Annotated in this window: 11 protein-coding genes; all 11 read right to left on the reverse strand. The window is 59.6% G+C overall.

What is annotated here, in order from left to right; all coding sequences use genetic code 11:
* Positions 1-1013: type VI secretion system tip protein TssI/VgrG (tssI, locus tag ACIGDJ_RS00005; RefSeq protein ID WP_397478088.1), on the reverse strand; the 1013-nt coding region annotated here is incomplete at its 3' end.
* 280 nt (positions 1014-1293) lie between these two features.
* On the reverse strand, positions 1294-1914 hold the full coding sequence (locus ACIGDJ_RS00010) for a hypothetical protein (protein WP_101160487.1): 621 nt from the start codon (positions 1912-1914) through the stop codon (positions 1294-1296).
* 44 nt (positions 1915-1958) lie between these two features.
* Positions 1959-2897: a carbohydrate kinase gene (locus ACIGDJ_RS00015; RefSeq protein WP_397478363.1), complete on the reverse strand. Its 939-nt coding sequence runs from the start codon at positions 2895-2897 to the stop codon at positions 1959-1961.
* A gap of 13 nt (positions 2898-2910) precedes the next feature.
* A complete protein-coding gene (gene xylB, locus ACIGDJ_RS00020) occupies positions 2911-4407 on the reverse strand; it encodes a xylulokinase (RefSeq protein WP_397478089.1) in 1497 nt (498 codons plus the stop codon).
* Between the two features lie 123 nt (positions 4408-4530).
* Positions 4531-6006, reverse strand: a complete 1476-nt coding sequence (locus ACIGDJ_RS00025) for a mannitol dehydrogenase family protein (RefSeq protein WP_101160478.1) — start codon at positions 6004-6006, stop codon at positions 4531-4533.
* A gap of 15 nt (positions 6007-6021) precedes the next feature.
* The gene (locus tag ACIGDJ_RS00030) at positions 6022-7125 is read right to left on the reverse strand and encodes an ABC transporter ATP-binding protein (RefSeq protein WP_397478090.1); all 1104 of its coding nucleotides are present in this window, start codon (positions 7123-7125) and stop codon (positions 6022-6024) included.
* Positions 7126-7287: 162 nt separating this feature from the next.
* On the reverse strand, positions 7288-8118 hold the full coding sequence (locus tag ACIGDJ_RS00035; RefSeq protein ID WP_016774872.1) for a carbohydrate ABC transporter permease: 831 nt from the start codon (positions 8116-8118) through the stop codon (positions 7288-7290).
* Positions 8119-8126: 8 nt separating this feature from the next.
* Positions 8127-9053 carry a sugar ABC transporter permease gene (locus tag ACIGDJ_RS00040; RefSeq protein WP_341637392.1) on the reverse strand — a complete coding sequence of 309 codons (927 nt, stop codon included), beginning with the start codon at positions 9051-9053 and terminating at the stop codon, positions 8127-8129.
* A 156-nt stretch (positions 9054-9209) separates the two neighbouring features.
* Positions 9210-10520 carry a sugar ABC transporter substrate-binding protein gene (locus ACIGDJ_RS00045; protein ID WP_313001469.1) on the reverse strand — a complete coding sequence of 437 codons (1311 nt, stop codon included), beginning with the start codon at positions 10518-10520 and terminating at the stop codon, positions 9210-9212.
* Positions 10521-10857: 337 nt separating this feature from the next.
* Positions 10858-11763 (reverse strand): AraC family transcriptional regulator, encoded by a 906-nt coding sequence (locus ACIGDJ_RS00050; RefSeq protein WP_101160467.1) that lies wholly within the window; start codon positions 11761-11763, stop codon positions 10858-10860.
* Between the two features lie 79 nt (positions 11764-11842).
* The gene (locus ACIGDJ_RS00055; RefSeq protein ID WP_101160465.1) at positions 11843-12700 is read right to left on the reverse strand and encodes a phospholipase; all 858 of its coding nucleotides are present in this window, start codon (positions 12698-12700) and stop codon (positions 11843-11845) included.
* Positions 12701-12788: the final 88 nt, after the last annotated feature.

Here is a 12788-nt window from a genome sequence, read left to right on the forward strand (position 1 = left end):
TTGTTGTCGGTGACGTCGCTGGTGACGTTTTCGCCGAGCACTTGCGGTTGTTTGCCTTCGTGGAAGACTTCCAGCAGCAGCCACAGATCGTTCCATTCAGCGCGCGGGTGTTCGGCGAGCGTGAGGAAATGGCCGCTGGTCAGGGTCGGTTCATCACCTTTGCCTTCGGCGAGTTTGTAGTCGCTGCGATGGCGTTCGAGGGCGCGGGTCGAGAGGAACTTGCCGCGCTCGCGAGTCGTGAAGCGGCCGGGGTAATCGTAGTCTTCCAGGTCCGGGGCGAATTCGGATTTGACCGCGCCTTCGGGCAGTAGCTTGGGTTTTTCGAAATCATAGTCGCGACGGCTGACGCGGGTGGTGCGGGTTTCCAGGCGCAGGTTGAAGCGCTTGATCACCGGCTTCTCGGCGGCCATGCCGGAGTCCTGCTGGTAGCTGACCGGCTTCAGTTTGCGGAATACGGTCTGGTCGTCGCCGAACACCAGTTTGTGGCCGCTGCTGCTGTGCTGGAAGTGGAAGTGAATGCCTTCTTCTTCGCACAGGCGCTGAATGAAATGCAGGTCGGACTCATCGTATTGCACGCAATACTCACGCTCCGGGTACTCGGCGCCGAGCTGGAAGCTGTAGGCGTCGGAGAGAATGCCGCGATCTTCCAGCACCTGGGCGATGATTTTCGGCACCGTCAGTTGCTGGAAGATCTGCTGATCATGGTTGTGCTGCAGATAGGCCAGTTGCGGCATCAGGCTGATGCTGTAGCGGGTCAGGGTCTTGCCGGAGTCGCCCTGCTCGATGCGATAGACCTGGCCGTGAATCTTGCCTTCGCCGGTGGTGCCGAAGGTCAGGCAGGCACGCTTGTGCAGCAGCTCTTCGAGCTTCAGGTCGGGGCGGGCGCTGACCAGTTCGAGGTCGAAACGGAACGGTTCGTTGAGGGCTTCGCGACCGGTGAAGCTGAGGACTTGCAGGTCGGCGTTGGCGTCTTCGATCGAGAGGGTGATGTGGGTTGCATTGGCGTCCAGCATGCCTTGAATTCCGTCCGTTGAATAAGCAGGTGATGGATGTTGCAGGATTAGACGGCCTCATTCAAGGCGCAAATGGCGTAGGTGTGGGGCGTCAGTGCCATAGGGAAAACCCTTAGGAGGGCGATTTGGGTCAGTGAAATCGGGCCTTTCATAGACTTTGACGGTGTTTGAGAGATTGCCATCGCGGGCAAGCCCGCTTCCACAGGTTTTTCGGGTGTAGACAAAATCCGCGTTCACTAAGGTCCTGTGGGCCTTGCCCGCGATGGCGTCTTCAACACCGCTACAACCAATGCCAGAACCGGCTCCAGAACCCGCGATTCAAGTCTTCCTTGCACCCGGCATATTGCTGCGCATACAGATCCGAACGGTTCTGCACCTTGCGCGCGGTCGGCGGTAGCCAGAGTTTGCTCGCGTAGGTCTTGTTGCGAAAGCCGCCCCAGCCTTCGTGGTAGTTCAGGTACTGGTTATAGGCGTCGTATTTGTACACGCCGTTGATCGAGGTGGTCTTGTCCATGTACCAGCCGACGAAGTCGATGGCGTCGTCGAAGTCTTCGCGATCGGCCCAGTTGCGGCCGGTGCTTTTCTGGTAGTCGGCCCAGACTTCATCCTTGGCTTGCGCGTAACCGGAAGCGGTTGAGACGCGGCCCCACGGAATCACCCAGAGCAGGTATTTGCGCGGCGTCTTGGCGTCGTAGCGGTAGCCGGATTCCTGATACATGATCGCGAAAGGCACCTGGATCGGCACGCCCCAGCGTTTCTGGGTGACTTGCGCAGCGTCGTACCAGTCGCTTTTCTCGCGGAAGATTGCGCAGATGTCTTCCGGCGAGCGGGGCGGCGAGGTGCCGCAACCGCTCAGCAGGGTGGCCAGGGTCAGGAGGGCGAAGATGTGCCTGTGATTCAAGAGCTGTTTTCCGTCGTGCGCAAAAAGGCCGACAGTCTACGCGCTCAGCTCAATTGATGACGATAGGGCAGATCCGGACCGGTTTTGCTGCAGGTCAGCGCGGCGGCTTGCACGGCGAACCTGAGCATGCCGTCGATTTGCTCTCGACTGAGCTGCTGCACGCCTTCTACCGAGTCCAGCGAGTGCTCGGTCAGCCAGGTGATCAGCGCGGCCTGGAAGGTGTCGCCAGCGCCTACCGTATCGGCAATCTTCACCGGATTCGCCGGTACCGACCACGAGCCATGGGCGCGACTGAACACCGTTGCGCCGTCGCCTCCGCGCGTCAGGAAGACGATCTGGCAGCGATGTTCGAGCCAGCCTTCAATCACGTTTTGCGGATCCTGCTCGGGATAGAGCAGGCTCAGATCCTCGTCGCTGACTTTGATCAGATCGGCCAGTTGCACCAGTGTGGCGATGCGCTCGCGCCATAGCCCGATGTTGGGCTCGGGATTGAGGCGCACGTTGGGATCGAGGCTGATCAGGCGTTTGCCGCTTTCGCGCCGGACCAGTTTCAGCAACGTGTCGCCAATCGGCTGCACCACCAGCGAAAACGAGCCGATGTGCAGGCCGCGAACCTGGTCGCCGAGTGTCGGCAGATGCGCCTCGCTCAATTGCCGATCTGCACAACCCTCGCCGCGAAAGCTGTAATGCGGCGAACCATTGGCGCCCACGGCAACCATCGCCAGGGTAGTCGGCGCGGCGAAATCCACCAGATAATCCGCACGCACGCCTTCGTCCTGCAGCACTTGCTGCAAACGGCGGCCGAGGTAGTCGGTGGACAAGCCGCCGAACAGCGCCGAGTCCACGCCCAAACGCCGCAAACCGATGGCGACGTTGAACGGCGAGCCGCCGGCAATCGCCTTGAAATTGACTTTCGAGGCCAGACCGCTGGCATCGTTTTCGCTGAAGAAATCAAACAGGGCTTCGCCACACACCAGGTACATAGTTGTTTGCTCGTTATAGGGTTGCGACATGCTGTTGATAGCGTTCGTAGGCCTGCTGGAACGCCGCGACATTGGCGGCGATCGGCAGGGTTTCGCTGCGCGCGTCGAGTTTCACGCAGCGTTCGCACAGATCGGCCAGGGACACATCATCGCCGTTAGAGCCCGACGCGCACCACGCCGCTTGAATCGCCGCACCCAGTGCGGCGGCTTCGCTTTGTTCGGTGCAGATGACCGGGGCGTTCATGATGTCAGCGACGATCTGCCGCCACACCGCACTCTTCGAACCGCCACCGATCAGGCAAATGCGCAGGCTTTGTAAACCATTCTGGCGGAGCAAATCCAGCCCGTAGCGCAAACCGAAGGTGGTGCCTTCGACAGCGGCGCGGCACAGGTTGGCCTGGGTCAGGTTGTCCATGGTCAGACCATGCAGGCTGCCGGTGGCGTGGGGCAGGGCGGGGACGCGCTCACCGTTGAGGAACGGCAACATGCTCACACCTTCGGCGCCGATGGGCGATTGCGCGACCAACTCGTTGAAGGTCGGCAGGTCGAGCTTGAACAGTTCGCGAATGGCGCCGGTGGCATTGGTCAGGTTCATCGTGCAGATCAGCGGCAGCCATCCGCCGCTGGAGGAACAGAACGTGGCAACCGAGGCATCGGCGCTGACGTTTGGCTCCTCTGAATAGGCGTAGACCGTGCCGGACGAACCGAGGCTCATGGTGATCGCGCCGGGCTGAATATTGCCGGTGCCGATGGCGCCCATCATGTTGTCGCCACCGCCGCTTGAGACCACGGCGTTGGGGTTGATGCCGAGTTGCCGGGCGATTGCCGGCAGGATAGTGCCAACGGCCGCGTGCGCGTCGATCAGCTCCGGCAGCGCGGCTTGCAAACGGCCGCTGGCGTCGATGTCGCGCAGGATCTGCACATCCCACTGTCGCGTGCGCACATTGAAATAGCCGGTGCCGGAGGCGTCGCCGAATTCGCTGCAGGCGCGGCCGGTGAGCCAATAGTTGAGGTAATCGTGGGGCAACAGAATGCGTGCGATGCGTGAGAAGACGTCGGGATGCTGCTCTTTGGTCCAGAGCAGTTTCGACACCGTGTAGCCCGGCGCAATGACCACACCGAGGCGTTCCAGCGAACCTTGCTCGCCGCCCAGTTGCGCGAGCAATCGCTCGTTTTCCGGCGTGGTTTCGGTGTCGCACCACAACTTGGCCGGGCGCAGCACTGCGCCTTGCTCATCGAGCAGAACCAGGCCGTGTTGTTGGCCGGAGACGCCGACGCCGAGTATCGCCTGGCCGTCGACATTGGCCGCTTGCAAGGCCTGGCGGGTAGCGCTGACGAATGCGTCGAGCCACTGCTGAACGTCTTGTTCGCGGCGGCCGTTGGCGCCGCTGATCATCGTGTGTGGCGCTGCGCCCAGACCGAGCACCTGCCCGCTGTCGGCATCGAGGATGATCGCTTTGGTGCCTTGGGTGCCGCAGTCGATACCCAGGAAGAGCTTTGTTGTTGTCATGAAAACTCCACGGCTGCTCGTCCCCATGCTCTGCGTGGGAACGCCTCAATGGACGCTCTGCGTCCGCTTTTGATGGGACGCGGAGCGTCCCGGGCTGCATTCCCCTGTAGAGCGTGGGAACGATCAGGTCGCGAGAACTTTTTCCAGCGTTCGCGTAACCCCAACCTCGCGCAGACTCTGGCAGCACCACTCGAACGCTGCAACAAACTCTGGCGACTCCGGTATCGCCGTGCCGAAAATCTCTTCCACGCCCAGCAGCCGCTCGGTGATCAGCTCATCGTCCGCCACCAATCCCTGAACGAAAGCCGCTCGCGGATCCGGAATCGAATAGGTATCGCCATTCTCATCCACACCCTGCAAATACAGCGCCCACGCTGCCACTACCAGTGCCGCGCGTTTGGTCTCGCGTCCATCGGCAATCAGCCGATTGATCGTCGGCACGGTGAACTTGGGAAACTTCGATGAGCCGTCCGAACACACCCGTTCCAGTTGATCGGCAATCGCCTGATTGGAGAACCGCGCGACCAGCGTGTCCTTGTATTCGCTCAGATCAATGCCCGGTACCGCCGCCAGTTGCGGCGTGACATCCAGGTCCATGTAGGCGCGCATGTAGCGCACGAACAGCGGATCGTTCATGGTTTCGTGGACGAACCGATAACCCTTGAGGAAACCCAGATAGGTCAGCGCCAGGTGACTGCCGTTGAGCAGTTTGATCTTCATTTCTTCGTAGGGCGAAACGTCGTCGGTGAACTGCACGCCGACCTTTTCCCAGGCCGGGCGGCCGTTGACGAATCTGTCTTCCACCACCCATTGCACAAACGGTTCGCAAACTACCGGCCAGGCATCGTCGACGCCGTGTTTGTCGGCCAGTTGCAGTCGATGCGCGGTGCTGGTCATCGGCGTAATGCGGTCGACCATGGCGTTGGGGAAACTGACGTTCTGATCGATCCACTCGCACAGTTCCGGGTCGCGCAGTGCAGCGAAGGCCAATAGCGCTTTGCGCGCTACGGCGCCGTTGTGCGGCAGGTTATCGCAGGACATCAGCGTGAACGCCGGAACGCCCGCCCCGCGGCGTTTGGCCAACGCGGCGCAGAGGAAGCCGAACACGGTGGTCGGTGCTTCGGGATGCGCCAGGTCGTGTTGAATCTGCGGCAGATGCGCCATGAACTCGCCGTTGCTGTCGTCGATGCAGTAACCGCCCTCGGTGATGGTCAGCGAGACGATGCGGATCTGCGGTTCGGCGAGTTTGTCGATCAGTGTTTGCGCGCCATCTTCGGCCAGCAGCATGTCGCGGATCGCGCCGATGACGCGCACTTCGGTGTCGTCGCTGTCGCCCAGTTCGAACAGGGTGAACAGGTAATCCTGCTCGCGCAGATCATCGCGGGCACGGCGATCTTCCGGGCGCAGGCCAACGCCGCAGATTGCCCAGTCCAGCGCTTCGCCAGTGTTCATCAAGGCGTCGGTGTAATAGGCCTGATGCGCGCGGTGGAAACCGCCGACGCCGATGTGGGCGATGCCCTGACGCGTGTCGCTGAGGCTATAGGCCGGCAGTTGGACTTCGGCGGAGAGGCGGTTGAGATTCTGTTGGTTGAGTTTCATTGGATAGTCTCGAAGTCAGGCGGCAGCGCGCAGTGGACGGATCAGCGCCACACCTTCAGCGTCGAACAGATGGCAGTGAGCCGGATCCAGGCGCAGGCTCAATTGCTCGCCGTAACGGCTGACCAGGTCGCCGCGCACGCGCATGGTCAGGGCTTCGCCGGCGCTGGTGGTGACGTGGCAGAAGGTATCGCTGCCGAGGCGTTCGCTGACGTCGGCAGTCACCTGCAGCGTGCAGTCGCCGGGTTGTGCCAGCTCCAGGTGTTCAGGGCGAATACCCAATGTGACTGCGCTGCCGACACTGAGGTTGGCCGCGTTGAATGGCAGGGTGATGCGTGTGCCAGCGTCCAGCGAGACTTCGCAGCTGGAGCCGTCGATGCGGGCAATCTTGCCTTTGAGGAAACCCATTTTCGGCGTGCCGAGAAAGCCTGCGACAAACAGATTGGCCGGGTTGTGATACAGGTCCAGCGGCGAGCCGACCTGTTCGATTCTGCCGCCATTAAGCACCACGACTTTATCGGCCATGGTCATCGCTTCGACCTGGTCGTGGGTCACGTAGATCATCGTCGCTTGCAGGTCTTTGTGCAGGCGCAGCAGCTCCAGCCGCATCTGCACGCGCAACGCCGCGTCGAGGTTGGACAGCGGTTCATCGAAAAGGAAAATCTTCGGGTTGCGCACGATGGCCCGACCGATCGCCACGCGCTGACGCTGGCCGCCGGAGAGCTGTTTCGGTTTGCGCTCGAGCATCGGCCCGAGCTCAAGAATGCGCGCCGCTTCGCCAACCTTGCGCTCGACTTCGGCTTTCGGCACGCCGGCCAGATCGAGGGCGAACGACATGTTCTTTTTCACGGTCATGTGCGGGTACAGCGCGTAGGTCTGGAACACCATCGCGAGATCGCGCTTGGCCGGGCTGACTTCGGTGATGTCGCGGCCATCGAGTTCGATGGTGCCGCCGCTGACCTCTTCAAGGCCGGCGATCAGCCGCAACAAAGTGGACTTGCCGCAGCCCGACGGGCCAACGAAGACCACGAATTCCTTGTCGTTCACCTCAAGGTCGATGCCCTTGATGATGGAAAAGCCTTCAAAGCCTTTTTGCAGATTCTTGATTTTCAGGTTGGCCATGAGATGGGCCTCCGCAATATTGTTATTCGTTTGAAGCCTTGCAGGCTTTTTGTGGGAGCGGGCTTGCTCGCGAAGGGGCCCTGTCAGTCACCATCAGTGTTGAATGACACACCGCATTCGCGAGCGAGCCCGCTCCCACATGGGGAAGGTTTCGCTTTGAGATCATTTCACGGCACCAAACGACAGGCCGCGCACCAGTTGCTTCTGGCTGATCCAGCCGAAGATAAGAATCGGCGCACAGGCCAGAGTCGAGACCGCCGACAACTTGGCCCAGAACAGCCCTTCGGGACTTGAATACGAGGCGATCAGTGCGGTCAGTGGTGCGGCGTTCGATGAGGTCAGATTCAGCGACCAGAACGCCTCGTTCCAGCACAGGATCAGCGACAGCAGCACGGTCGAGGCGAGGCCGCCCTTGGCGATCGGCAAAAGCACGCGGACCATTTCCTGCCAAAGCGTCGCCCCGTCGAGGCGGGCGGCTTCGAGGATGTCTTTGGGGATGTCCTTGAAGTAGGTGTAAACCATCCAGACCACGATCGGCAGGTTGATCAGCGTGTAGATCACGATCAGCGCAATGCGCGTGTCGAGCAGGCCGAAACTCTTGGCCAGCAGGTAGATCGGCATCAGCACGCCCACCGGCGGCAGCATCTTGGTCGAGAGCATCCACAGCAGCGTGCCTTTGGTGCGCTGGGTTTCGTAGAACGCCATCGAGTAGGCCGCCGGCACCGCGATCAACAGGCACAGGGCGGTGGCGCTGAAGGAGATCACCACCGAGTTCCAGGCGAAGCTGAAATAGTCGCTGCGCTCGTTGATGTGCAGGTAGTTCTCCAGCGTTGGCGTGAAGATGAACTGCGGCGGCGTGGCGAAAGCGTCGATTTCGCTCTTGAAACTGGTCATCACCATCCAGAAGATCGGGAAGAAAATCACGATCGCGATGGCCCAGGCCAGGGTGCCGAGCAGCAGGCTTTGCAGGCGGCGGGATTGTTGGAGGGTCATGGCAGGCCTCACGCTTTGTCAGTCAGGTTTTTGCCGATCATCCGCACCAGAATGATCGCGGCGATGTTGGCGATGACCACGGCAATCAAACCGCCCGCCGAGGCCATGCCGACGTCGAACTGCACCAGCGCCTGGTTGTAGATCAGGTAGGCGAGGTTGGTCGAGGCGTAGCCGGGGCCACCGTTGGTGGTGGTGAAGATTTCGGCGAACACCGAGAGCAGGAAGATCGTTTCGATCATCACCACCACTGCAATCGGCCGCGCCAGGTGCGGCAGGGTCAGATGCCAGAAGATCGCGATCGGGCCGGCACCGTCCAGGCGTGCGGCTTCTTTCTGTTCCTGATCCAGCGACTGCATGGCGGTCATCAGAATCAGGATCGCGAAGGGCAGCCATTGCCACGAAACAATGATGATGATCGACAACAGCGGGTAGTGCGCCAGCCAGTCCACCGGTTGCGCACCGAACAGCTTCCAGATGTAGGCGAGGATCCCCGAGACCGGGTGGAAAATCAGGTTCTTCCAGATCAACGCGCCGACGGTGGGCATGATGAAGAACGGCGAGATCAGCATCACCCGCACCAGGCCGCGACCAAGAAATTCGCTGGCCTCCAGCAGCGCACTGATCAATACGCCAAAGACCACGCTGATCAGCAACACGCTGCCGACCAGTAACAACGTATTGGTCGCGCCGGGCATGAAGCCCGCATCGGTGAGGAAGTAAGTGAAGTTCTCCAGCCCGACGAATTCATTCTCGCCGGGGTAGAGCAGGTTGTAGCGGATCATCGAAAAGTACAGGGTCATGCCCAGCGGCACGATCATCCACAGCAGCAACAGCGCCACCGAAGGGCTGACCAGAAACCAGCCGGGATTGCGTACCCGCAGCTTGCGCTGCGGTGGCGACAGGTCGATGTGGGCTTTGGCAGTTGAAGTATTCATGGCATTCACAACCGAGTCATACAGACCTATGGAGATCCCCATGTGGGAGCGAGCCTGCTCGCGAAAGCGCCGGATCAGTGTCATGTGTGTTGGCTGACACGACACCTTCGCGAGCAGGCTCGCTCCCACAAGAGGCAGGAGCAAGTCGCTCAGCGCTTACTTGGGATAACCCGCACGCTTCATCTCTCGTTCCGTAGTCTGCTGCGCCGCCGCCAGCGCCTGATCCACCGTGGTCTGGCCGATCAGCGCCGCCGAGAACAACTTGCCGACCTGGGTGCCCACTGCCTGGAATTCAGGAATGGTCACCAGCTGAATGCCGATGTACGGCACCGGTTTCAGCGTCGGTTTGCTCGGGTCAGCTGCTTTCAGCGATTCCAGCGTCACCTTGGCAAACGGCGCGGCGTTCATGTACGCGTCGCTATAGGTCGAAGCGCGGGTGCCCGGCGGCACGTTGGCGATGCCATCGGTCTTGGCAACCAGTTCGCCGTACTCTTTGGACGTGGCCCAGGCGCTGAAGGTTTTTGCTGCGTCCTTGGCCTTGGAGCTGGTCGGAATCGCCAGCGCCCACGAATACAGCCACGCCGAGCCTTTGTCGGTGACCTGATGCGGAGCGAAGGTGAAACCGACGTGATCGGCGACCTTGCTCTGGGTCTTGTCGGTGACAAACGAACCGGCGACGCTGGCATCGACCCAGATCGCGCATTTGCCGCTGTTGAACAGAGCGAGGTTTTCATTGAAGCCGTTGCTGGATGCACCCGGCGGACCGGATTTCTTCATGGTGTTGACGTAGAAATTCAGTGCGTTTTTCCATTCCGGGCCGCTGAATTCCGGTTTCCACTGCTCATCGAACCAGCGAGCGCCGTAGGCGTTGGCGACCGTGGTGATCAGCGCCATGTTCTCGCCCCAACCAGCCTTGCCGCGCAGGCAGATGCCGTACTGCTCTTTGTCTTTCTGGGTGAGCTTCTCGGCAAACCCGGCAATCTCTTCCCAGGTCGGACGCTCCGGCATGGTCAGCCCGGCATCCTTGAACAGGTCGGTGCGGTAATAGGTGATCGAACTCTCCGCGTAGAACGGCAGTGCATACAGCGAACCCTTCACCGACAGGCCTTCGCGCACCGATGGGAAGACATCGTCGAGGGCGTAATTGGCCGGCAGGTCTTTCATCGGCTCCAGCCAACCCTTGCCGCCCCAGAGTGCCGCTTCGTACATGCCGATGGTCAATACGTCGAACTGCCCGCCCTGAGTGGCGATGTCGGTAGTCAGGCGTTGACGCAGGACGTTTTCTTCCAGCACCACCCAATTGAGCTTGATGTCCGGATGCTCGCTCTCGAACGTTTTCGAGAGTTTCTGCATGCGGATCATGTCGCTGTTGTTGACGGTGGCGATGGTCAGGGTCTGAGCGCCAAGGCTGACGCTGCTGAGGGTCATACAGGTGAGAGCGAGCAGAGCTTTTGCAGTGGGTTGCATCGTGCACTCCTTTTCTGGCACCCGGGGGGCAGAAGGACGGTTATTGTTTTTGTGTCTTCCGAATGCAGGAAGAATCTGCGCTGATTACAGCCTTCAATGGCGGGGCTGACAAATCATCCCTAGCACTTTTGCCGATACTTTTTTGCACAGGGGGTTGGTTGAGTGAACGCAGAGAAGGGGCACGCAGCAGAAATGCTCTGGCGGATGCGTACAGGTTTCTGATGCAACACGTCAGCCTGTGGGAGGGGGCTGGCTCGCGAAGGCGGTGGGTCAGCACCACGGATTTCGACAAGCCGCATTCGCGAGCAAGCCCGCTCCCACACAGGATGATGGGTTGTCAGACGTGGTTCTGTTCAGTCAGGCGCTGCACCGCCAGGCGCCGGTAGTGCGAAGGCGTCATGCCCTTGAGTTGCTGGAAGCGTCGATTGAAATTGGAAATATTGTTGAAACCCGACTCGAAGCAAACCTCCGTCACCGGTTTGTCGCCATCGGCCAGCAGCTCACAGGACTTGCTGATGCGCAGGCGATTGACGAATTCGATGAAGTTACGCCCGGTCGCCTGTTTGAATACCCGGCTGAAATAGGTCGGCGTCATGCCCAGGTGCTCAGCCACTTCTTCCAGCGAAATGTCCCGCGCGTAGTGGCTGAAGATGTAATCGACCGCGCGGTTGGTGCGGTCAATGTTGTGTTCGTCGGCGAGTTGCGGCGTGGTGGCGCCGGACAGCAACTGGAAATCGTCACTCGCCGCAAGCAGCTCCATCAGAATGAAAAAGTGCCCGAGACGAGTGATGCCGGTGCTGTCGGCGATCCGCTGCATAAGCGTCATGGCCTGGCGGATTGTGCGTTTGCAGCGGAACTCGATGCCGTACTGTGCACGCTCAAGCAGTGGCGCCAGGCTTTTCAGTTCAGCGAAGACCTGATGGCCGCTCTCGAACAACTCGTCAGTGAAGTTGACCAGCATGTCGCGCTTCTCAACCACTTCCTCTTCGGCCACCTGGCTGATCCAGTTGTGCGGCAAGTTGGGCCCGGTCAGAAAGAGCGTTTCCGGATAGAAATTGCCAATGTAATCGCCAATGAACACCTTGCCGGAACTGGCTACGATCAGGTGCAGTTCGTATTCCTTGTGAAAGTGCCAACGTACCAGCGGGCAGGGGAAGCCGTGCTGCCGGTAGATGATGGACAACCCGTTATGGTCATCCATCAATTCGTACGAGGGGTCGGTCACGCGAGCGGTTCGGGTCATGACGAGGCACTTTTCCTGTTCTCTGCGCAGGATCATGCCCGGTTTGCCACGCCCGGCGCCAGTCTGCAGGAGAGGCAGATCATGCCGAGCGTTGGTGCACCTTGTTCAGATTGGCCGTGCGGCAAAAATCCACTATTCGCGACTCCTCAATAAAGTCGACATTGATAATGTTGCACTTTTGCGCCCAGTCGCTTTTGTCTGGATCAAACCAGCCGTCCAGTTCGGTATGAATATCCACGGGCCCACCAAGAGCGCTGTAACTTGTTGCCGACAAGGACCAAAGCTCCCAATAGGCAGGCGGGTTTTTCAGTACCTGGCCGATGAAGTGCTGCAGTTCTTGAACGTTGGTTATATTGCTGCCGCTCCATTGGTGATTGATTTTGCCGACAAATACGCTTTCGCTGAGATCCCGGTGAGATTGCGCTGCTACCACAACACGTTGCTGTGGACTGATACGCTTCAATTGCTCGAGCGGCAAGTTGTGATTTCGCCGGGGGACGATGTGCGCACCCAACAAGTGAATGATCATTTGATTGAAATATACGAAGTCAAAGTTCGCGCCGTCCAGTGCATGGAAGTCAAGCACGATAAATTCGTCAGGGTATTTTTTAAGGAAGTCTTTAACGTCTGTAAACAGGTTGCCGAGTGTTCGTGAGTTACGGTAGCCCTCGTGATGTAGACGGAATTTACCCAGCCCTTCTGCCCCGTGATCATAGGAAAGGCGGATGTCCAGCGCTCTGGAGCCGTGATGGAGCTGATGGAAGAAAGTATCGTGCTGGCACGCCAGCCAATGACGCGGCGGGCTGAAAAAGGGATATGAGGCTTTCCAATCGCTGCCCGCGTTATGTGTGCCCGGAAGTGTCAGTTCCAGAAGCGATAACGTATCAATGGCCGGCGTTGCCGTCATCCATTGATAAGTGTCGTATTGAGTATTCATAAAGAACCTGCATTGATTAATTGGTTTGCACCAACTATATGGTTGGTGCGGCAGGTTGTTTATAAAGAGGTGTGGTTTGGTTGCCAAT

This window comes from Pseudomonas sp. NPDC079367, from assembly GCF_044542195.1.
GTDB lineage: Bacteria > Pseudomonadota > Gammaproteobacteria > Pseudomonadales > Pseudomonadaceae > Aquipseudomonas.

Bases quoted from the DNA above. Each gene is read 5' to 3' on its own strand.
- ACIGDJ_RS00015 (WP_397478363.1), bottom strand. From the start codon at position 2,897: ATGTACCTGGTGTGTGGCGAAGCCCTGTTTGATTTCTTCAGCGAAAAC.
- xylB (WP_397478089.1), bottom strand. From the start codon at position 4,407: ATGACAACAACAAAGCTCTTCCTGGGTATCGACTGCGGCACCCAAGGC.
- ACIGDJ_RS00025 (WP_101160478.1), bottom strand. From the start codon at position 6,006: ATGAAACTCAACCAACAGAATCTCAACCGCCTCTCCGCCGAAGTCCAA.
- ACIGDJ_RS00030 (WP_397478090.1), bottom strand. From the start codon at position 7,125: ATGGCCAACCTGAAAATCAAGAATCTGCAAAAAGGCTTTGAAGGCTTT.
- ACIGDJ_RS00035 (WP_016774872.1), bottom strand. From the start codon at position 8,118: ATGACCCTCCAACAATCCCGCCGCCTGCAAAGCCTGCTGCTCGGCACC.
- ACIGDJ_RS00040 (WP_341637392.1), bottom strand. From the start codon at position 9,053: ATGAATACTTCAACTGCCAAAGCCCACATCGACCTGTCGCCACCGCAG.
- ACIGDJ_RS00045 (WP_313001469.1), bottom strand. From the start codon at position 10,520: ATGCAACCCACTGCAAAAGCTCTGCTCGCTCTCACCTGTATGACCCTC.
- ACIGDJ_RS00050 (WP_101160467.1), bottom strand. From the start codon at position 11,763: ATGACCCGAACCGCTCGCGTGACCGACCCCTCGTACGAATTGATGGAT.
- ACIGDJ_RS00055 (WP_101160465.1), bottom strand. From the start codon at position 12,700: ATGAATACTCAATACGACACTTATCAATGGATGACGGCAACGCCGGCC.